This window comes from uncultured Tateyamaria sp. (genome assembly GCF_947488715.1).
GTDB lineage: Bacteria > Pseudomonadota > Alphaproteobacteria > Rhodobacterales > Rhodobacteraceae > Tateyamaria.
The window spans coordinates 458,061-477,458 of the sequence record NZ_CANLAG010000003.1 but is presented as its reverse complement, the minus strand read 5'-3'; the positions used below and the strand labels follow the sequence as shown (position 1 = coordinate 477,458).

The following is a 19,398-nucleotide window of genomic DNA, read 5'->3' as shown; positions in this document are numbered from 1 at the left end:
AAAGACTTTTGCATCGCCCCGCGTCACCCGGCATAGACAGAACCATACGCAGGTCGACGGTGAGCGCCTGCACCCCATCGGCTCTTGAAAGGACAGCAGATGAAACGACTGAATTGGGGCATGATCGGCGGCGGAGAAGGCAGCCAGATTGGGCCCGCCCACCGTCTTGGCGCACAGGCCGACGGCAACTTTGTCCTGGCGGCAGGGGCGCTCGATCACGACGCTGAAAGGGGCAAAGCCTACGCCCAGCGCCTCGGCGTTGCAGCCGACCGCGCCTATGGCAATTGGCAAGACATGCTCGAGGGTGAAAAGGGCCGCGATGACAAGGTCGATCTGGTCACAGTCGCCACGCCCAATTCCACCCATTTTGAGATCACCAAGTCCTTTCTCGAGGCCGGGTTCAACGTCTTGTGCGAAAAGCCGATGACCATGACCGTCGAAGAGGGCGAAGAGATCGTCAAGATCGCCGCCAAAACCGGTCAGGTCTGTGCCGTGAACTACTGCTATTCCGCCTATCCGATGGTGCGCGAAATGCGCAATATTGTGGCACGGGGCGACATCGGCAAAGTGCGCGTGATCGTGGTCAATTTCAGCCACGGCCACCACGGGGATGCCGCCGACGCTGACAACCCGCGCGTGCGCTGGCGCTATGATCCGGCCATGGCAGGCGTGTCCGGGCAATTTGCTGATTGCGGCATTCACGCCATGCACCTTGCCAGCTTTATCGCCGGTGACGAGGTCAAGACGCTGTCCGCCGACTTTGCCTCAACCATCTCCAGCCGCGTGCTCGAAGATGACGCCATGGTCAACTTCCGCATGGAAGGCGGCACAATCGGTCGGCTTTGGACATCGTCGGTAGCCATCGGGCGTCAACACGGGTTCGAAATACAGGTCTTTGGCGAAACCGGCGGCATGAAGTGGTGGGCCGAACAACCCGGCCAAGTCATGTACACTCCGCTGGGTGGCCGCACGCAGATCATGGAAAAAGGCGAGGCCGGGCTGTCCGACGAGGCCGGACGCCTCAGCCGCGTGGCTATTGCCCACCCCGAAGGTTTCCCCATGGCGGTGACAAACATCTACGTCGATCTCGCGGCCGCCATTCGCGGCGAAACGCATGGCGCCTACCCCACGGCCATGGACGGACTGCGATCCATGTCTGCGGTGCACCAATGCGTCGCCTCAGCCAAGGCCGATGGCGCATGGGTCGATGCCCGCCCCGCATCACTGCGCTAACATCAAAAAGGCCGGTTCCTAAGAACCGGCCTTTCTCTTTGCTGCGAGACCCCATAACCCAACCGGCTATGATGCTCAGACGGCCTCGAGGTCGTATTCAGGCTGCGTTTTTGCGCCTGTGATGTAGGCCACGATGTCCTGACCGTCCGTGTCTTCCTTGTTCAGGTTCGCCACGATACGGCCCCTGCGGAACACGACAATGCGGTCCACCAGATCCATGACTTGCCGCATGTTGTGACTGATCAGGATCAACGGCTCGCCCGCCTCTTTCAGGGTGCGGACGATGTTTTCCACCTGCGCGGTTTCCTGAACACCCAGCGCCGCGGTGGGTTCGTCCATGATCGTCAGCTTGGAATGGAATGTGGCAGTACGGGCAATGGCCACACATTGCCGCTGTCCACCTGACATGTTGCGGATCGTATTGCGGATGTTGGGAATTTTCACTGCAGTCTTTTCCAACCCATCCAGCGTCGCCTGGCGCATCCCCTTGTAGTCAAGGATACGGAATGGCCCCAACCAGTTAAAGCGCGTCATCTCGCGACCCAGAAACAGGTTGTCTGGCACATCCAGATCATCCGCCAGTGCGAGCGTCTGAAACACGGTTTCAATCCCGGCCTCACGCGCATCCAGTGGCCCGCCGAAATGCACCGGCTTGCCGTCAAAAATGATCTCGCCGCGCGTGCGCTGCTCCACCCCGGTGATCTGACGGACAAAGGTCGACTTGCCCGCCCCGTTGTCCCCCATGATGGCCACGTGTTCGCCCTTTTTCAGAGAGAAATCCGCATCCGTCAGGGCGTGCACACCGCCATAGTGTTTGGTCAGACCTTTGGTCTCAAGAATAGTATCGCTCATGGCTTGGTCCTCCCTCAACTTCGCGCCGCCGCACGTTCCTGCCGGACCTTGTCCAGCACAACTGCACCAATGATGATCGCCCCCATCGCCATCAACTGATAGAACGCGTCCAGCTTGATGTAGGTGAACCCCGACTGAATCACGCCAAACACCATGGCACCCAGAACGGTCCCGATGATGGACCCGCGCCCGCCGGTAAGACTGACCCCGCCGATCACCGCCATGGCGATGGCATAGAGCTCGTAAAAGATGCCCATGCCCGATTGCGCCGTTAGGTTCTTGGAACTAAGCACAATCGCCGCAAAAGCCGCGAGCATAGACGCGATCATATACACCATGACCTTGTGCCGTTTGACGTTGATGCCCGACATACGCGCCGCATCTTCGTTCGATCCGATGGCATAGGTGTGCTTGCCGTAGATCGTGTATTTGAGGATCAGGTGAAACAGGACAGCCAGCGCCAGAAACAGATAGACCGGCATCATCCCCTTGCCGATCACAGCAAAGCTTTCCGTGGGAAAGGACACAGGCTGACCACGGGTCCAGGCCTGCGCAATACCGCGGCAGATCAGGAACATCCCCAGTGTCGCGATGAACGGCGGAATGCGGGTGTAGGCAATCAGACTGCCGTTTATGGCCCCGATAAACGCCCCAAACGTCAAACCCACCACAACCGGCACCAACACCGGCAGATCAAAGGCCCACGCCCCGAACACGGCCTTGGGGTTCGGCCCCCCATTGACCAGCTCGGTCTGCGCAAAGGACATCACGATCATCGCCGTGGCCCCAACCAGCGGACCGGAACTCAGGTCGATCCCCCCCGAAATGATCACCTGCGTGACCCCCAGCGCGATGATCCCGATAATAGCCACCTGCAGGATGATGATCTTGAGCCGGGCTTCGTTGAAAATGCTGTCGAACCGGTCGCGGGTGTCGAACAGAAAACTCTGCCCCTTCATGTACGGCAGGATCTGCCCCGCCGCCTCGAAGGCGAAAATGATCAGGATCAACGCGAAAAAGATATTCAGCTCGTTCGGCCAGGCCCGTTTTTTTGCGTCGAACGTCAGTCCGCCGGTGCCCTGAGTTGCGTCGGCCATAGGTGCCTCTCCATCCAGCGGCTTTTGCGCCGCGTCTATGCCTTGTCGTGCAGATTGGGCGGCACTGCTGCACCGCCCAATCCATCACGTGCGTGAGTGGGTTAGTTCAGAAAGTCGGACACGTTGTCGGGCGTGACCAGCTTGAAGGGGATGAATACCGTCTTGTCGACGTCTTCGCCCTTGGCCAGCTTGATGGCTGTGTCGATTGACCCGGCGCCCTGCCCGGCCAGATCCTGGAACACGGTCACATCCATGTCGCCCGCCTGCATCGCAACCAGCGCATCCGGCGTTGCATCAACACCGCCAACCTCGACGTCATCCATCGAAATGCCCGACGACTTCATCGCCTGGATGGCACCAATCGCCATTTCGTCATTGTTGGCAAACACCGCATCAAACGGCTCGCCCGACGAAATCCAGTTGCTCATCAAATCCTGCGCCTGGTCGCGCGACCAGTTCGCCGTCTGCTTGTCGATCAGCGTGATAAAGTTGCACATGTCCATGCCCAACACGTCCTCGACGTCCTTGGACCGCTGGACTGCCGCCTGGTTGGACAACTGCCCCATCAGCATGTACGCGGTCGCGCCGCCCGACTTGCCCGCAGCCCGCAGGTTCTTGCAGATCTCGAACGCTTTCAGCGTACCGGACTCGATCTCGTTCGACGCCACAAACGCCTGCCCTTCGGGCAATGTATCCATGTTGATCGGCTGGCGGTTCACATAGACCAGCGGCACACCGGCAGAGTCCGCGGCCTGGCTCATCGCGGCAGTCGCGTTGGTATCAACCGCGTTGACGATGATCGCATCCACGCCCGAAGCGATAAAGTTGTTGATCTGGTCCAACTGACGCGCCACGTCGTCCTGCGCGTCTTCCATGATCAGATCGACACCGTCCAGCGCGTCGGCATGCGTTGTCATGCCGTTGCGCATGATCGTCAGGCCGTTGTCGTCAAAACGTGCAACCGACACGCCAATGGTCTCTGCCATGGCGGTGGTCGACATGAGGGCAGCCATGCCCGCTGTGATAAGGAACTTTTTCATTTTCTCTCCCTTTTGCGTGCCCGACGCACGCGTGTTTTTCTGTCCGACCGGCACTGGATACAGGCCTTGGTCAACACTGGCTGGCGCGTCTCCTGAGCCGATCACCCCGCCGCCTTCTGTCCGTCATCTGGACGTCCGGGCCGGGACTGAAACGCTCCCCTTGCAAGCAGCCATGCACAAAGTCTACGCCGTCTGCCTCAATTTGCAACCGGTTGCAGAATATTTTTTAGAAACGTTTAGGTTGTTGTTTTTAATGCGATTTGTGCGACATCAACGCTTGAAACGCCAAGATCGATACTGTCGCCACCTTACCCGAATTGCAGGCATTTGATGGCGCACGGCAGTGAACCGAATCTCATTGAAACGGCCCCGAACATCCGAATTTCGTGGATGCGAAATCTCGAAACGTAGTCCCAAATGCCTCTTTCTTGAGCATGCCAAGCCAGCCATTTGTTCAGGCCAAACTGTTTGAAATCGGCACTTTTGCGGCAATGCAAATCCACCCGATCCAAACCGCCCAACACCAACGACGAACCCGTTGGCGACCCCGGTCAAAACCAACCGCGCACGCGCTTCCGTCTCACGCCTTGCCCTTTGCCGATCAATGGCCATGATAGCGCAATCTGACAAATCAGGAGACGACCATGCCCCACACAACCGCAGTTATCGGCCTTGGCTCCATGGGGTACGGCATCGCACAGTCCTGCTTGGCCGCAGGGCACATCACCCACGGGTTTGACATCAACGAAACCCAGGTCCAACGCTTCCAGTCCGAAGGGGGTGCGGCGGGCGCTCTTGCCGATGTGGCAGGCGACCTTGATGCGGTCATTGTCGTCGTTCTGAACGCGGCGCAGACTGAAAACGTACTGTTTGGCGATGCCGGGCTGGTACCCTCGTTGAAACCCGGCGCGGTTGTCATGGCATGCGCGACTGTGCCCCCGGATTTCGCCCGCGAGATGGAGGCGAAGTGTCAGGCACAAGGTGTTCACTATCTCGATGCGCCGATTTCGGGCGGCTCGATCAAGGCCGCCCAAGGCGCGCTGTCCATCATGGCCGCTGGCAAACCCGAAGCTTTTGCCGCCGCAGAGGCCATCCTCGATGCGACTGCTGAAACCGTGTTCCGGCTGGGCGATCAGGCGGGGCCGGGTTCCGCGATGAAGGCGGTCAATCAACTGCTGGCAGGTGTCCACATCGCCACCATGGCCGAAGCGTTGACCTTTGGCATGACTCAGGGCGTCGCCCCCGACCAGTTTGTCGAGGTGATCAGCAAATGCGCGGGATCCTCCTGGATGCTGGAGAACCGCGCGCCACACATTGTTGCGGGTGACTATACCCCGCACAGTTCGGTCAACATCTGGCCCAAGGACCTCGGCATCGTGCTCGACATCGCGAAATCCGCCAGCTTTTCCGCCCCGGTGACAGCCGCTGCCCTGCAGCAGTTCATTGCGGCGGCGGGCATGGGGCTGGGTGGCGAAGATGACGCCGCCGTGGCCAAGGTTTACGCCCGAAACGCAGGCTTGACCCTGCCCGGAGAAGACGCATGAAGTTCTCCGCAAATCTTGGTTTTCTCTGGGCGGATCGCCCTCTGCCCGACGCAATTCACGCCGCACATGCAGCAGGGTTCGATGCGGTCGAATGTCACTGGCCCTACGACACGCCCGCCGCAGACGTGGCGGCGGCGCTGGATGCAACCGGACTGCCCATGCTGGGTCTGAACACGTCACGCGGCGATGTGGCTGGGGGCGAAAATGGCCTTGCCGCCCTGCTGGGCCGCGACGACGACGCGCGCGCCGCGATCGATCAGGCAGTTGCCTATGCTGACGTGGTAAATGCTGGCGCCATCCATGTCATGTGTGGCTTTGCAAGCGGGTCCGAGGCCCATGCGACCTTTGTCAGCAACCTGCGCTATGCCTGCGCGGCCACGTCCCGTACCATCCTGATCGAGCCGCTGAACCGACACGATGCGCCCGGCTATTTTCTGCAGACCACCGATCAGGCTCGCGCAATCATTGCCGAGGTCGCCGCCCCCAATCTCAAGCTGATGTTCGACTGCTACCACGTGGGCCGGACCGAGGGCGACATCCTCACCCGCCTCACCGATCTGCATGACATCATCGGGCATATCCAGTTCGCCTCGGTCCCCGACCGTGGCGCCCCGGATCATGGTGAGTTGGACTATGCCACGATCTTTGGGCATCTCACGGGCTGGCCCGCTCCGCTGGGTGCGGAATACAAACCCGGTGGCGATACAGACGCTACGCTGGGCTGGTTGACGCGCCACCGCTGATGCGCCCAATGCTCACCCAACTGAGCGCGATCATCACCGCAGCCGTACCAAGGCACAAAGGCAGACCGCCCAACTGATAGGTCAGCCCCGACAGAACCGTCCCGATCAGACGTCCAGCCGCGTTCGCCATATAGTAAAACCCCACGTCCATCGTGACCCGTTCGGCACTGGTGAACGCAAGGATCAAATAGGAATGCAGCGCCGAGTTGAGCGCAAAGAGCACGCCAAATACAAGCAGCCCGACAACCACCAAGGTGGTCAGCCACCATGTCGGCTGCCCCACCAGCCAGACCGCCAGCGCCAGCACTGCCGGCACAAAGACCAGCGTACCAACCCAGAACCGCGCCGAACCCGCTAACTCCTGCGCCGACCGCGCATGGCTGCGTAACAGCGTTGGCGCGCGCGCCTGTACGGCGCCGTACAGGATCACCCAAATCGCCATAAAGACCCCGATCATGAAAAACGCCGCGCGTTGCCCTTCGGGACTGCCATCGCTGAGGACGGAATAGAAATAGATCGGTATGCCCACCACAAACCACACGTCCCGCGCCCCGAACAGGAACACGCGCGCGGAACTCAGCCAATTCACACGCGGATTGCTCGACAAAACATCCCGGAACTTTGCATCTTTGCGCCCCGCAGGCAGACCAGGCGGCATCCGCACCAACACCGCCACAAGGATCACACCCAGCACCACAGCCATCCCCAGAACGCTTGGCACAAAGCCAAACAGACCCAGCGCCGCCGCCCCCAGCAGGAACCCGAACCCCTTCACCGCGTTCTTTGACCCTGTCAGCAAAGCCACCCAGCGAAACAGCCCATCGCCCTCGGGCGCGAGCAGCTTGACTGCCGACTTCGACGACATCTTGGCCAGGTCCTTGGCCACGCCCGACACGCCCTGCACGGCCATCACAAACACAACCGATGCCGCAACTGACCACGCGGGGTCCAACTGCGCCAGCGCAACCAACGCCAGAACCTGCAATCCCAACCCGGCATATAGGGTCGTGGTCAATCCAAACCGCGCCGCGATCCAACCCGCGCTCAGGTTGGTCACAACCCCCGCGATCTCATATAAAACAAAGAGATACGCCAACTGAACCGGCGAAAACCCGAGGCTGTTGAAATGCAAAAGCACCAACATCCGCAACGCCCCATCGGTCAGCATGAACGCCCAATAGGCCGCTGTGACCGCCACATAGGCGGCAAACCCCGCAGGGCGTTCCGTGACAGGCATGTCGAACCTCTTGCGCCTCAGTCGTCAGTTCTTTTGACGCCGGTAAACCGCCGTCGTGCCACGCCCCGTGCGCGTCGCGAGCGTGCGCCGCGTCACCACAAGCGTGTCACCGGTGAACCCCTCGATGTCCCAACACTGCGGGCCACCATCGGCCTGTTTGAACTCCGCCACGATGTGATGCGCAACACGCGGATGCCCCGAGCAGTTGCCTGACCGTACGTCGATAGCCACAAAAAAGTTGACCATGCCGCCAAGGTCATAGCGAAAGCCCGCCGAATTTCGGTGGATGATAAACGCATCCGTGCTGTTGTCGCGATGCCACAAACCGGCCATCCCGGCGAGGGTTGGAACAACCTGCGCCTCCGGCTTGGGCCCCAGCCCGAGACGACCCAGCGTCGCGGTATTGGCCGGCGTATCCGCGACGGTGTAAGCCATGACATCGCTGAACGCGGGCGTCCCCACGTTCGCATTCCGCACAGTCAGGGTCATCTCCAGACCGGCAGGTTCCTGCACCAGCGCCGCCGCCGACGGTTCAACCACAACGAAACCGCTGGGTTTGGTGCCGTCACTGACGCTACACTCCGCCCTAGGCGCTTCGAAGAGATTGTTCGTCTTGCACCCCAGAAACACCACATCAATGGCTTTGACCCCATTCGTCTCATAGACGATGCCCATCGGTTGCTGACCCACGGCCGCAGTTCCCCAGGCGAGCGCGGCCAAAGCCGACAATATATTCCGTAACTTCAAAGACTTTCCCCAACCATTTGCGCCACATCCACAAGACGGTGCGCGTAACCCCATTCATTGTCGTACCAGGCATAGACCTTCACCTGTGTACCGTTGACGACCATAGTCGAAGGCGCATCAACAATCGAGGAACGTGCGTCATTCACATAGTCGGTCGACACAAGCGGGCGCGTTTCATAGCCCAAAATACCCTGCAACGGCCCTTCGGACGCCGCCTTGAACATCGCGTTCACCTCTTCGGCGGTGGTTTCGCGGGCCACCTCGAACACACAATCAGTCAGCGACGCATTCAACAGCGGCACTCGCACCGCATGGCCATTCAGCTTGCCCTTGAGGTCGGGGTAAATCAGCGTGATCGCAGTCGCCGATCCCGTGGTTGTCGGGATCAATGAGTTCAACGCCGAACGCGCGCGCCGCAGATCCTTGGCCGGACGGTCCACGATGGTCTGTGTGTTGGTCACGTCATGGATCGTGGTGATCGAGCCATGTTTGATTCCCAAACCTTCGTGGATGACCTTGACCACCGGTGCCAGACAGTTGGTTGTACAGGACGCCGCCGTGACGATGGGTTGGCCGGTATAGACCTCGTTGTTGACGCCATAAACGATGTTCGCCGTATCGCCGTCCTTGACCGGCGCAGACACCACAACCTTCTTCACCCCAGCGGCGAAATAGGGGGCCAACTTGGCCTCGGTCTTGAACACGCCGGTACAGTCGATCACCACATCGACACCGTCCAGCGGCAGTTCCTCAATCTTGCTCACGCCATAGGCCGGGATGCGTGTGCCATCGATGCTTATGCTTGTCGCATCCGCCTCAAATGCAGCGTCCCAGCGGCCATGCACCGTGTCAAATTCCAACAGATGCGCGTGCATCGCCGGATCGCCCACCGCATCGTTGACAAAAGCGATGTCACATCCCCGCTCCAACAAGGGTTTCAGAGCCAGCTTCCCAATGCGGCCCAGGCCGTTCAGCGCGTATGTCGTCATGTCTCGTCTTTCGTTTGGCCGATCGCATCGACCTCGTGTTGCAGTGAGGCGCGCGTCAGGGTTTCCATCGGCAGCGCGGCAAAGGCGACGATACGGTTGCGTATCGCGCCATAAGCAGATTGAAAGGCCAGCCGCTTTTCTGCATCCGTGCCAGTGGCCTTGACCGGATCAGGCAGGCCCCAATGACCTGAAATGGGTTGGCCGTGCCAGGGCGGGCATTCCTCATTCGCGGCGGCGTCGCAGACCGTGAACACGAAATCCATGACTGGCGCGTCGGCGGCCTGGAATTCCGACAGGTGTTTGGCCCGCAATGTGGCGGTGTCCAATCCCTTTTGCCGCAGCATCTCGACGGCCATGGGGTTCAGCCGTGGTTGCGGGTTTGTACCCGCCGAAAACACGTTGAACCGGTCGCCTGCCGCATCGCGCATAATCGCCTCGGCAAAGATCGAGCGGGCGGCGTTGCCCGTGCAAATAAAGAGGACGTTCTGTTTGCCATCCCTCGCGCCGTCGGCATCGCCGGACGGGGCAACCACGCCGGGCGGACACAGATCAGGCCGCCCGTTGCAGCAATCGGCAAAGAGGTCCCCAACCAGTGCCCGCACACCGGCAAGCCGCACCGCATAGTGCCGCGATGTGCCGTCGCGCTGTTGGCCGATCAGGCCTGCGCCGGACAGCGCCGACAGATAGGCCGAGGTAGTCGAGGGCTTCAGATCCAGCACCCGCGCGATCTCTCCCGCAGGCACGGCATCCGGACATCGCCGCATCAGCAGGCGAAACACGCGCATCCGCTCGGGATGGCTCAGGATAGACAATTGGTTCAACAACATGGTCGCTCTATTTCATGGTTTTGTGAAATAGATGTGACAGTGCGCGCCCCGCCTCAGAGGCTTGTGCGTTTGACCCCTGCCGGTGGCACGATTTCACCTTGGATTTCCACGTCATGTGCCGCGTAGTTGAACCAGAACTGCTCTGTCCCCGTCGCCCGACGCCGCACGCCTTCGGGCATCTCAACGGTGGTCAGCGTTGGGGCAAGGTCGCGAATCAAGCGCATGTGGGCCGTGTCATCTCCCCAGCCGCCGACATAGATCGTGCCCGCGCCGCAGCGCACCGCGACCGGTGCGCCGTCTTCGGTCGACATGACCACATCGCCACCACCTTCGAGCTGTTCGAGATAGCCAATGACCTGACCTCCGCCCGCCACATCGAGCGGCATGTCAGGCCGCATCGACTGCACCCGTGACACGGCCAGATCACTGGCGGGCCATGCAGGTGGCAGAGGTGTAGGGATGCAGAAATGCGCATCCCGCGCGCCCGACCGCGGCCCCACAATCACCTGACCATCCGCCGCTTCCAGCGCAGTTTTCAGGTCGTCCGTCATGTGCATCAGCCCCGGCGCCAGCACGAGGTCATACCAGTCAAAATCGCGGCACGTCACCGGCACGATATCCACCGACAACCCCAGCTTGCGGCACGCCCGGTACCAGTCGAACACCAGCCCGAAATAACTCAGCCCCGCCCCATGCGGCTGCACTGCCCAGGCCGCATCGGCATCGTAGTCAAAGAGGATCGCAACGGGCGCCTGCGCCACCTCCACATCCGGCGCCCCTGCCAGCTCGGCCATCACCTGCCGGGCCTCACCAAACGCCTCGGCCTCCGCGGAATCGGGGCGCAACAGGCCCGCATGCATCTGCTCTTGCGCAAAGGGCGCCTGCCGCCAGCGGAAATAGCACACCGCCTCCGCCCCATGGGCAAAGGCTTCCCACGTCCACAACCGCACCATGCCCGGCAAGGGGGCGGGATTGTACGGCGCCCAGTTCACCGGGCCGGGCTGCTGCTCCATCACCCACCAACGACCCTCGCGCCCCACGGCACGATAGAGATCATGGTGAAAGGCCTGAAAATCCGGATCGCCCTGCCGCGCATAGGCGCGCTGATGTGCGTCACCAGCCCCCGAACGGTCCTCCAGAAACCCCAGAGGATAGGAATCCCACGACGCGATATCCAGATCCGCCCCCACCTTGAAGTGGTCAAAATCCGTGATCCGCCCCATGTAGTTATGCGCAATCGGCGCATCCGAATGGGCCCGCAGAATATCCACCTGCGCCCGGTTGAACGCCACCACCTGATCGGACGCAAACCGCCGGAACGCATGGGCATGCGCCGGGTTCACCTCCGTTACGGTCAGGTTGGGCAGGCCAATCTGATCGAAGTCGTCGTAGTCCATCGACCAGAACACATTGCCCCAGGCCGCGTTCAGCGCCGCAATATCCCCGTCATTGCCCGCCCCCGGAAACTGCGCCCGCAGCCAGTCGCGGAACGCATCGCGCGCGGCATCGGAATAGCTCAGCACCGTGTCGTGACAGCTATACTCATTGTCCGTCTGCCACGCCGCCACGTGCCCGTTGCGCCCGTACCGCTTGGCCATCGCCGTCACGATCCGGCGACATTCCTCCAGATATCCCGCATGGGAAAAACAGTAATGCCGGCGCGACCCGTAACCACGCACGCGCCCCTCTGCATCCACAGGCAACATGCCCGGATGCTTGGCCACCACCCAAGCCGGCGGCGTGGCCGTGGGCGTGCCCAGCACAACCTTCAGCCCCGCGGCCCCCAATGTCTCGATCGCGCGGTCCAGCCAACCCCACTCATAAGTGCCCTCCACCGGCTCCATCCGCTTCCACGCGAACTCACCAATGCGCACCCATGTCAGGCCCAGATCGGCCATGCGCGCCGCATCCTCGGCCCACTGCGCCTCGGGCCAGTGTTCGGGGTAATAACAAACGCCCAAGGTCCGCTTCATAGGATCACCTGATGTTCCCGCTGGCCCATCACGCCAGCCTCGATTTCAAAGGTCATGCCGCCCTGTGGCTCGTCCACCCCCTGCGCGGCAGAGGTGACAAACATCCGCGTGCCATCAAAGGCCGGACAGGTCGTCTGGCTCGCGGGCAAGGCGATGCTGCGCAGGAACGCGCCATCCGCACCATAACAGGCCACGCGCCCCACGCCCCATTGCGCGTTCCACAGGTTTCCGCCCGCATCCACCACACAGCCATCCGGGTTCAACCCGTCGGCGCGCAGGTCAATGAACGCCTCCGGCGCGCCCACGGGCCAGCCGTCTGCATCCAGCGCAACCCGCTGAATACGCCGCGAAAACGTGTCGGTGAAATAGGCCGTCCGCCCGTCAGGGGCAAAACAGATCGCGTTGGATATCGTGATCCGGTCAAAGAGCTGCCGCAACTCTCCGCGATAAAACCGATAGATCGCCCCGGCGTGCGGCTCTGCGTCCACACCCATCGTCCCGATCCAGAAACCACCTTGCGGATCGGCGCGCCCGTCATTGGACCGCGTGACCGCATTGTCCGCCTCCAGCCCGACAACCAAATCGCGCGCGCCGGTGGGAATATCAAACCGCCACAGCCCCGTGGCCGACGCCATCAACAGCGTGTCATGGTCGACCCATCCGGCGGCAGAGACATATTCGTCAAACTGCCACGCCTGCCGCGTCTCGCCCTTGGCAAAGAGCGTCTTTCCCAGAATATCGAACCAGAACAAGGCTTTGCGTTCAGGGTGCCAGATCGGCCCCTCGCCCAGCGCACAGCGCTGGTCGTCGAACACCGCCACCTGCGCGCCGGTCATTGGCCCGCGTCGTAGGCCGCGACCATGTCGGCGGCACGGCTCGCCACATCCGCCACGGACATCCCCGGCTTGAACAGCGCCGATCCGATGCCAAACCCGGTGATACCGGCGGCAAACCACTCCGCGAAATTTGCAGGCCCTACACCGCCCACGGCATAGGTCTTGGTGCCCTTGGGCAGGACCGCGCCAATGGCCTTCAGACCCTCGACACCCAAGAGGGATGCAGGAAACAGCTTCAGCCCATCCGCCCCCGCATGCAGCGCGGCAAAGCATTCGGTGGGCGTCATCACCCCCGGAAAGGACAGCATCCCCGCCTGTTTCGTGGCCACGATCACGCTGGCATTGGCATCGGGTGACACCACCATATGCGCGCCCATCTCGTGCAGGCGTTCGACGTCGCGCACATCCAGAACCGTGCCCGCGCCGATCATCGCGGCATCGCCATGGGCGTCCAGCATTTTGCCAATGCTGTCAAAGGGGTCGGGCGAGTTCAGCGGCACTTCGATCCGCATGATCCCGGCATCGACCAGCGCGTCTGCGACCGGGGCGGCCTCATCCGGGGTGATGCCCCGCAGGATGGCAATAATCTCTCGGCTCATGCGGCCTCTCCGTAAATCTGGGTGTAGGCGGCGGTCAGGCCTGCCAATGTCATTTCCTCGACGCCCGCCATGTGGGTCGGCACGCCCTGCGCCTCCAGCGCGGTGATATAGGCGCGGCTCAGCGCCTCGGCCCCGATCATCGCAACCTGCTGGCCCAGCCAATAGGGTCGCATCGCGGCCAGTTCGGCCCCGATCAGAAGGCCCGACAGACGCGCGCGCGCGGCATCGGGGTTGAGACCGGCCAGCAACCCTTCGGCCCGCAGTGAAAAGAGCGACGCGGCCAGCGCCTCTGGCCGCGACAGCGCCTGATCAACGCCCGCGTCAAAGCTCGCCTTGTCCCAGCCGCCGCCCACCGAATGGCGCAGCACCGATTGCGTGGAGAGGAGCGAGAACATCTCGCCCGTCATGGCCGTCCGAAAGCTGACGATTTCGCCCGCGCTCACATGCACCCACTTGGTATGGGTGCCCGGCAGGCAGATGACGCCGTCGAATTGCGGATAGGTGGCCAGATAGCCCGCGATCTGGGTCTCCTCGCCGCGCATGACGTCGGCGGGTCTGTCCTGTTTGACACCCGGCAGGATGCGCACGTTCAGATCGGTGTCAGGTACCTGCACGGCCTCTGCGGCACCCGGCGGGGTGCAAGGGGTGGTGGCATAAGGGGCCTCTTGCCAGCCCTGCCGCGATCCGACCATGCCGCAGGCCAGCACGGGCGCGGGCAGCACGTCACCGATCAGCGCCAGCAGCGCAGGCTGAAACCCGTCGCTGTCCAGCCCGCCCATGCCGCGCCCTGATTGCCGACGGTCCAGCACGACGCCATCACGGCCCATCAGCCACGCGCGCAGCTGCGTCGTGCCCCAGTCCACCGCGATCCACGCCACATCCGCCATCAGCCCGTCACCACCACGCCGCCGTCAATCACCATGGCCTGCCCGGTCATCATCCGGCTGGCCTCGGACGCCATGAACAACGTGGCCCCCACGATATCGCGCGGCTCAAGATGCTCCTTCAGGCACTGCCGTTCCATATGTGCCTCCAAACCCTCGGGCGTGGCCCACATGTCCAACTGCTTCTGCGTCAGTACCCAGCCCGGCGCCAGCGCGTTCACCCGGATCTTGTCAGGCCCGAACTCGCGCGCAAGGCTGCGGGTCATGCCATTGATGCCACTGTTGGCCCCGGTGTAGATCGGATAGCCCGCATTCCCCATCATATAGCTCACAGACGAGAAATTGATGATCGACCCGCCGCCCGCGGCCTGCATCCCCGGAATGACCGCCTGACAGGCAAAGAAGTACGCCTTGAAGTTCACAGCGATCATCCAATCCCAGAACGCACTGTCCACATCCAGCGTTGCATGCCGCTTGTCATTGGCCGCGTTGTTGACCAGCACCGTCACGGGCCCATGCGCCTCGGCCGCCTGATCGATGCACGCCTTCAACAGGTCGGTATCGGTGATGTCGCACTGCATGAACAACGGCCGCACGCCGTGCTTGGCCTCCATCTCGTCACAGAACGCTGTCGCATCCGACCGGCCCACAATGGCCACCTTGGCCCCCTGCTCGATGAACCCTTCGCTCAGGGCCGCACCAATTCCGGCACCGCCCCCGGTGATGAACACCGAAGCCCCCGCAAGGTCGTGGAATGTGGCAATGTCTTTCATGGCTCAACTCTCATATCGGGTCTCATATCGGGGTCAGGCAAGGTCGCCCTTGATCACCCACATCCGTTCCGGAAAACTCCACGGCAATGTCAGCCCATGGTACATCAAATACGCCCCGCTCACCACGAACGGCCCGGTCTTGAGCGCATTTTGACCGCGTGACAACTCGCCCACTTCGTCGCGGTTGATCAACTCCACCCGGTACTTGGCCTCCGGGCTCAACCGCGTCAGCCGCAAGGGGCGCGGCGCGATCTGATCGCTGGTCGCGGATTTACCCGCAAATACAACGAACTGCCCGCCGCCCTCTTCGAGATGCTGTTCCGCGTAAATCGCAGGGTCCGCACTGTCGAGCCGCAGAATATCCGCGCCATACATCCAGTCGCGGTTGCCCTTCCACCACGCAGTCACGTCCGTCAGAACCTGCGCTTCCTCGTCAGTCAACTCACGCGGGTCCATCTCGAAGCCCATGTGCCGCTGGGCTGCAACCCAGGCCCGGAACCGGATGTCCAGCGTACGGCCCGAGGTATGGCACGTGCGCGGACCCACATGGGACCCCGTCACCGCCATCGGCAGGAAGATCGACGCGTTGTGCTGAATGCGCAGCCGCTCGACCGCGTCATTGCTGTCGCTCAACCACACGCGCTGCGTCCGCTCCATGATGCCGAAATCAATCCGACCACCACCCGACGCACAGCTTTCAATCTCCACATGCGGGAACTCGCGGCGCAACCGGTCCAGCAACGCATAAGACCCCCGCGTCTGCGCCGCATCCGGCATGGGCAACACGCGGTTGTGGTCCCATTTCACATATTCAATGTCGTGCCGCCGCAGGATGTCACCGATACGGGCCACCAGAAACGACTGCACCGCAGGCAAGGCCATGTTCAGCGCCATCTGCTGACGGCCCATGATCTGATCCTCGCCCCCCAGCGCCCAATCGGGATGCGCCCGGAAGATATCCGAGTTCGGATTGATCATCTCCGGCTCGAACCAGATGCCAAAGGTCATGCCCAGCGATTTGACGTGATCGATCAGCGGCGTCAGACCATCAGGATATTTGCGCGGATCAACCTCCCAATCCGACAGGGCCTGCGTGTCATCATCCCGGTTGCCAAACCATCCGTCGTCCAGAACAAACCGCTCCGCGCCCAGCTTGGCGGCGCGCTCTGCGATGTCTTTCAACTCGTCCAGATTGTGATCGAAATAGACCGCTTCCCAACAGTTGTAATGCACCGGGCGCGGCGCATCGGGCCGGGGGAAAGTGACAATCCGGTCGCGCAAATGGCGCTGGAACGCCACCGCACAGCCGTTCAGACCGTCATCCGAGAACACAGCATAAAGCTTGCCCGTGGCAAATTTGGTCTGCGCCGTTGCTTCGACCCGCGCGGCATGGCCGAACTGAATCTGGCGACGGCCATCGGGCAATTCCTCGGCGACCATGCGGTGCCCGCCGGACCAGCCATAGTGGAATGCAAACGCCTGTCCCGAGGCATTTGACGCACCGCGCACCGGCACAATCAGACCGGGGAAATGTTCGTGTCCCGTGCGGCCTGTGCGGTTTTCGCGATAGCGTATGCCCGGCGACCAAGGGGTGCGGTTCATCTGGAATTCGCCACACCAGCGCCCTGCGAAATCAATCATCTCATCGGCCAGTTGCGGCGCCGGGAACACCGGGGCCGACAACCAATGCAGGTGCATAGGCCGGTCGGCCTCGACCTCGGCGCTGGCCTCGATGATATGCGTCGCGGGATCAATAGCGAACCGCGCGCGATAGGTCAGTGCGCGATCCTGATCCAGATAGGTCAGCACCAGAACACCATCCGCCAGGTCCGCCTGCTCCAGGCAGAACTTGGGCAGATACGGTGTGCCGTCCCCATCACGGATGATCAGACCGGGCTGACCGGGAAAGGACCGCGTCGCCTCCGGGCAAATGCTGAGTTCAGGATTCGCATCCAGCATTCCGCCCGTCACATCAAGGATATAAGCCTCATAGAGAGTCGTCAGATCTTCTTCGTCCGGCAGACGTGGTCCCCAATAGACCACCTCCGCCAGCCGCCCCCGGTCGGAACCGAGAACCAAAGTCTGACGCCCGTCATCCAGGCGCCAACATCTTATCACTTAACAGCCCCCAGGGTCAGACCGGCAATGAAGTGCCGCTGCATAAGGAAGAAACAGGCCACCGGCGGGATCGCAGCCAGCAGCGAAGCTGCGGAGACGAGGTGCCAGTTGTTAACGAACTGTCCATTCAGCGCCCGCACACCAGCCGTGATCGGCTTGGCGCTTTCGCCTTGGGTCAGCACGTTGGCCCAGAAGAAGTCGTTCCACACAAAGGTGAAGATCAGAACCGCCAAGGCGGCAATCGCAGGGCGCACCAGCGGCAGCACCACGTACCAGAAGATCTTCCACTCCGCGATGCCTTCGATCCGCGCACTTTCGATCAGGTCGAACGGCAAGGCCTTGATAAAGTTACGCATAAACAGGGTACAGAACCCGGTCTGGAACGCCGCGTGGAACAGGAACTGCCCCGCGATTGTGTCATAGAGGCCAGTTTGCACGGACATATCGCGCACCGGCACCATGAGGATCTGGAACGGGATAAAGTTGCCCGCCACGAACAGGAAGAACAGCGGCAGCGCGACCCGGAACTTGTAGATCGCCAGCGCGTATCCGGCGAGGCATGCAAGTGCTACGGAAATCATAACGGTGGGTACGGTGATCAGGACCGAGTTCCACATGTATTGCGCCGCAGCCGATTGGGTAAAGACGGCCGTGTAGTTCTCGATGATCGCGAACTCCGACGGCCAGCCGAACACGTTGCCCGAGTTGATGTCCTTGGCCGACCGGATAGAGGTCAGCAGGATGGCGAGCAGCGGCAGCAGCCAGATGATCAGCGCCACAGGCAGGAACGCTTGGTAGGCTGCGCGCGCGGTGGGCGTGGATTTTTCAATAGGACGTGGAAACATCTTACCGGCCCCCCTTCTCGTCTTGATACATGCGCCACAGGAAGTAGCTGATGAAGAACAGCATGATGCCGAACAGAACCGTCGCCACAGACGACCCGTAGCCGTAACGCTCACCGTATTCGGAGATCGCAACCTCGAACATGTAGTGCGACAGCACGTTGGTAGACCCGAACGGTCCCCCTTGGGTCATGATGGCGATCATGTCGAACGACCGCAGCGCGCCGATCACTGTCACAACCACGGCGATGAATGTCGCGGGCTTCAGCTGGGGCACAACCACGTACCACAGCATCTTCCACCCCTTCGCGCCATCCAGGCGCGCCGCTTCGATCTGGTCGGCGGCCACGTTGTTCAGACCGGTGAGGTACAGGATCATGCAATACGCAATCTGCGGCCACAGACCCGCGGCGATGATACCGTAGGTCGCCCATTCCGGGCTCGACAGGATGTCCGGCGCCGGGCGCGAGCAGGTGAAGGTCACGTTGCCAAGGATGTTCGTCGTCTCTTCGCAGAACACGGCCTTCCAGACGGTGCCGACAACGCCGAAGTCCGGGTTGTAGAACCAGCCAAAGATCAGACCCACGACAACCTGGGAGATGACGAAGGGAAAGAAGAACATCGACTTGTAGAACCGCATCCCCGTTACCGTCTGGTTCAGGAACAGCGCGATGAAGAGACCCAGAGGCACGGCCAACATATAGAGCACCAGCCAGGCGATGTTGTTGCGCAGGGACGTCCAGAAGTTCGGGTCATCCCACAGCTTGGCGTAGTTGGCAAAACCCACCCATGTCGCAGTCGAGTTGCCCTCGGCATCATACAAACCGTTCCACTCGTAGAGGCTGAGCCAGAGCGATTCAAAGATTGGGATCACAACGTAGATGGCAAAGAAGATCAGGGCGGGGATCAGAAAGATCCACGGCGCGATCGCCAGCTTGTTACGCTTCATCCAACTGGGTTGGGGTCGGGCGTCTGATTGGGGCGAAACCGCATGGGTCATGAGCGCACTCCTGATATGAGGATCGGGCTGTCCCCGCGGGGACAGAATTCAACCTTTTGAAAAG

At 61.6% G+C, this 19,398-nt stretch carries 18 protein-coding genes; 3 read left to right on the top strand and 15 right to left on the bottom strand.

What is annotated here, in order from left to right; genetic code table 11:
* The first annotated feature begins 99 nt into the window (after positions 1–99).
* Positions 100–1,233 carry a Gfo/Idh/MocA family oxidoreductase gene (locus tag Q0936_RS10180; protein ID WP_299378077.1) on the top strand — a complete coding sequence of 378 codons (1,134 nt, stop codon included), beginning with the start codon at positions 100–102 and terminating at the stop codon, positions 1,231–1,233.
* A gap of 75 nt (positions 1,234–1,308) precedes the next feature.
* Here the strand turns inward: Q0936_RS10180 and Q0936_RS10175 are convergent, their stop codons facing one another.
* The 3 genes from Q0936_RS10175 to Q0936_RS10165 form a co-directional block, all read right to left on the bottom strand.
* The gene (locus Q0936_RS10175; protein ID WP_299141302.1) at positions 1,309–2,085 is read right to left on the bottom strand and encodes an ATP-binding cassette domain-containing protein; all 777 of its coding nucleotides are present in this window, start codon (positions 2,083–2,085) and stop codon (positions 1,309–1,311) included.
* A 14-nt stretch (positions 2,086–2,099) separates the two neighbouring features.
* Positions 2,100–3,182: an ABC transporter permease gene (locus Q0936_RS10170; protein ID WP_299141304.1), complete on the bottom strand. Its 1,083-nt coding sequence runs from the start codon at positions 3,180–3,182 to the stop codon at positions 2,100–2,102.
* Between the two features lie 101 nt (positions 3,183–3,283).
* Complete coding sequence (locus tag Q0936_RS10165) at positions 3,284–4,222, bottom strand: sugar ABC transporter substrate-binding protein (protein ID WP_299141306.1); 939 nt, start codon at positions 4,220–4,222, stop codon at positions 3,284–3,286.
* Between the two features lie 644 nt (positions 4,223–4,866).
* On the opposite strand from Q0936_RS10165, the gene ltnD reads away from it, so the two are divergent.
* Both ltnD and Q0936_RS10155 read left to right on the top strand, forming a co-directional pair.
* Positions 4,867–5,766: an L-threonate dehydrogenase gene (gene ltnD, locus Q0936_RS10160; protein WP_299297618.1), complete on the top strand. Its 900-nt coding sequence runs from the start codon at positions 4,867–4,869 to the stop codon at positions 5,764–5,766.
* Positions 5,763–6,509: a TIM barrel protein gene (locus tag Q0936_RS10155; RefSeq protein WP_299297619.1), complete on the top strand. Its 747-nt coding sequence runs from the start codon at positions 5,763–5,765 to the stop codon at positions 6,507–6,509. Before ltnD ends, Q0936_RS10155 begins: the two co-directional genes overlap by 4 nt.
* Here the strand turns inward: Q0936_RS10155 and arsJ are convergent.
* The 12 genes from arsJ to Q0936_RS10095 are packed head-to-tail and all read right to left on the bottom strand — an operon-like array spanning position 6,478 to position 19,334.
* Positions 6,478–7,746 (bottom strand): organoarsenical effux MFS transporter ArsJ, encoded by a 1,269-nt coding sequence (arsJ, locus tag Q0936_RS10150; RefSeq protein WP_299297620.1) that lies wholly within the window; start codon positions 7,744–7,746, stop codon positions 6,478–6,480. The two genes, Q0936_RS10155 and arsJ, sit on opposite strands and share 32 nt — an antisense overlap.
* A gap of 24 nt (positions 7,747–7,770) precedes the next feature.
* Entirely contained in the window at positions 7,771–8,436 is a 666-nt protein-coding gene (locus Q0936_RS10145) for a hypothetical protein (protein WP_299297621.1), read from the bottom strand.
* A gap of 53 nt (positions 8,437–8,489) precedes the next feature.
* Positions 8,490–9,482, bottom strand: coding sequence for an ArsJ-associated glyceraldehyde-3-phosphate dehydrogenase (locus Q0936_RS10140; RefSeq protein ID WP_299297622.1), 993 nt, complete (start codon positions 9,480–9,482; stop codon positions 8,490–8,492).
* Positions 9,479–10,309 carry a helix-turn-helix domain-containing protein gene (locus Q0936_RS10135; protein WP_299297623.1) on the bottom strand — a complete coding sequence of 277 codons (831 nt, stop codon included), beginning with the start codon at positions 10,307–10,309 and terminating at the stop codon, positions 9,479–9,481. The genes Q0936_RS10140 and Q0936_RS10135 overlap by 4 nt, the downstream gene beginning before the upstream one ends.
* Before the next feature lie 53 nt (positions 10,310–10,362).
* Complete coding sequence (locus Q0936_RS10130) at positions 10,363–12,282, bottom strand: beta-galactosidase (RefSeq protein ID WP_299297624.1); 1,920 nt, start codon at positions 12,280–12,282, stop codon at positions 10,363–10,365.
* Positions 12,279–13,118: an SMP-30/gluconolactonase/LRE family protein gene (locus tag Q0936_RS10125; RefSeq protein WP_299297625.1), complete on the bottom strand. Its 840-nt coding sequence runs from the start codon at positions 13,116–13,118 to the stop codon at positions 12,279–12,281. The genes Q0936_RS10130 and Q0936_RS10125 overlap by 4 nt, the downstream gene beginning before the upstream one ends.
* Positions 13,115–13,717 (bottom strand): 2-dehydro-3-deoxy-6-phosphogalactonate aldolase, encoded by a 603-nt coding sequence (locus tag Q0936_RS10120; RefSeq protein ID WP_299297626.1) that lies wholly within the window; start codon positions 13,715–13,717, stop codon positions 13,115–13,117. Before Q0936_RS10120 ends, Q0936_RS10125 begins: the two co-directional genes overlap by 4 nt.
* Complete coding sequence (locus Q0936_RS10115) at positions 13,714–14,604, bottom strand: 2-dehydro-3-deoxygalactonokinase (RefSeq protein ID WP_299297627.1); 891 nt, start codon at positions 14,602–14,604, stop codon at positions 13,714–13,716. The genes Q0936_RS10120 and Q0936_RS10115 overlap by 4 nt, the downstream gene beginning before the upstream one ends.
* Complete coding sequence (locus Q0936_RS10110; RefSeq protein WP_299297628.1) at positions 14,604–15,374, bottom strand: SDR family oxidoreductase; 771 nt, start codon at positions 15,372–15,374, stop codon at positions 14,604–14,606. The genes Q0936_RS10115 and Q0936_RS10110 overlap by 1 nt, the downstream gene beginning before the upstream one ends.
* A 33-nt stretch (positions 15,375–15,407) precedes the next feature.
* Entirely contained in the window at positions 15,408–17,492 is a 2,085-nt protein-coding gene (locus Q0936_RS10105) for an alpha-galactosidase (protein ID WP_299141329.1), read from the bottom strand.
* Positions 17,489–18,337: a carbohydrate ABC transporter permease gene (locus Q0936_RS10100; protein WP_299141331.1), complete on the bottom strand. Its 849-nt coding sequence runs from the start codon at positions 18,335–18,337 to the stop codon at positions 17,489–17,491. The genes Q0936_RS10105 and Q0936_RS10100 overlap by 4 nt, the downstream gene beginning before the upstream one ends.
* A gap of 1 nt (position 18,338) precedes the next feature.
* Positions 18,339–19,334, bottom strand: a complete 996-nt coding sequence (locus Q0936_RS10095) for a sugar ABC transporter permease (protein WP_299293480.1) — start codon at positions 19,332–19,334, stop codon at positions 18,339–18,341.
* Positions 19,335–19,398 lie beyond the last annotated feature (64 nt).

Excerpts from the sequence above, each read along its gene's own strand:
- Q0936_RS10135 (WP_299297623.1), bottom strand. The coding sequence starts at position 10,309 with ATGTTGTTGAACCAATTGTCTATCCTGAGCCATCCCGAGCGGATGCGC.
- Q0936_RS10110 (WP_299297628.1), bottom strand. The coding sequence starts at position 15,374 with ATGAAAGACATTGCCACATTCCACGACCTTGCGGGGGCTTCGGTGTTC.
- Q0936_RS10115 (WP_299297627.1), bottom strand. The coding sequence starts at position 14,604 with ATGGCGGATGTGGCGTGGATCGCGGTGGACTGGGGCACGACGCAGCTG.
- Q0936_RS10170 (WP_299141304.1), bottom strand. The coding sequence starts at position 3,182 with ATGGCCGACGCAACTCAGGGCACCGGCGGACTGACGTTCGACGCAAAA.
- ltnD (WP_299297618.1), top strand. The coding sequence starts at position 4,867 with ATGCCCCACACAACCGCAGTTATCGGCCTTGGCTCCATGGGGTACGGC.
- Q0936_RS10165 (WP_299141306.1), bottom strand. The coding sequence starts at position 4,222 with ATGAAAAAGTTCCTTATCACAGCGGGCATGGCTGCCCTCATGTCGACC.
- Q0936_RS10125 (WP_299297625.1), bottom strand. The coding sequence starts at position 13,118 with ATGACCGGCGCGCAGGTGGCGGTGTTCGACGACCAGCGCTGTGCGCTG.
- Q0936_RS10155 (WP_299297619.1), top strand. The coding sequence starts at position 5,763 with ATGAAGTTCTCCGCAAATCTTGGTTTTCTCTGGGCGGATCGCCCTCTG.
- Q0936_RS10120 (WP_299297626.1), bottom strand. The coding sequence starts at position 13,717 with ATGAGCCGAGAGATTATTGCCATCCTGCGGGGCATCACCCCGGATGAG.
- Q0936_RS10175 (WP_299141302.1), bottom strand. The coding sequence starts at position 2,085 with ATGAGCGATACTATTCTTGAGACCAAAGGTCTGACCAAACACTATGGC.
- Q0936_RS10180 (WP_299378077.1), top strand. The coding sequence starts at position 100 with ATGAAACGACTGAATTGGGGCATGATCGGCGGCGGAGAAGGCAGCCAG.
- Q0936_RS10095 (WP_299293480.1), bottom strand. The coding sequence starts at position 19,334 with ATGACCCATGCGGTTTCGCCCCAATCAGACGCCCGACCCCAACCCAGT.
- Q0936_RS10140 (WP_299297622.1), bottom strand. The coding sequence starts at position 9,482 with ATGACGACATACGCGCTGAACGGCCTGGGCCGCATTGGGAAGCTGGCT.
- Q0936_RS10100 (WP_299141331.1), bottom strand. The coding sequence starts at position 18,337 with ATGTTTCCACGTCCTATTGAAAAATCCACGCCCACCGCGCGCGCAGCC.
- arsJ (WP_299297620.1), bottom strand. The coding sequence starts at position 7,746 with ATGCCTGTCACGGAACGCCCTGCGGGGTTTGCCGCCTATGTGGCGGTC.
- Q0936_RS10130 (WP_299297624.1), bottom strand. The coding sequence starts at position 12,282 with ATGAAGCGGACCTTGGGCGTTTGTTATTACCCCGAACACTGGCCCGAG.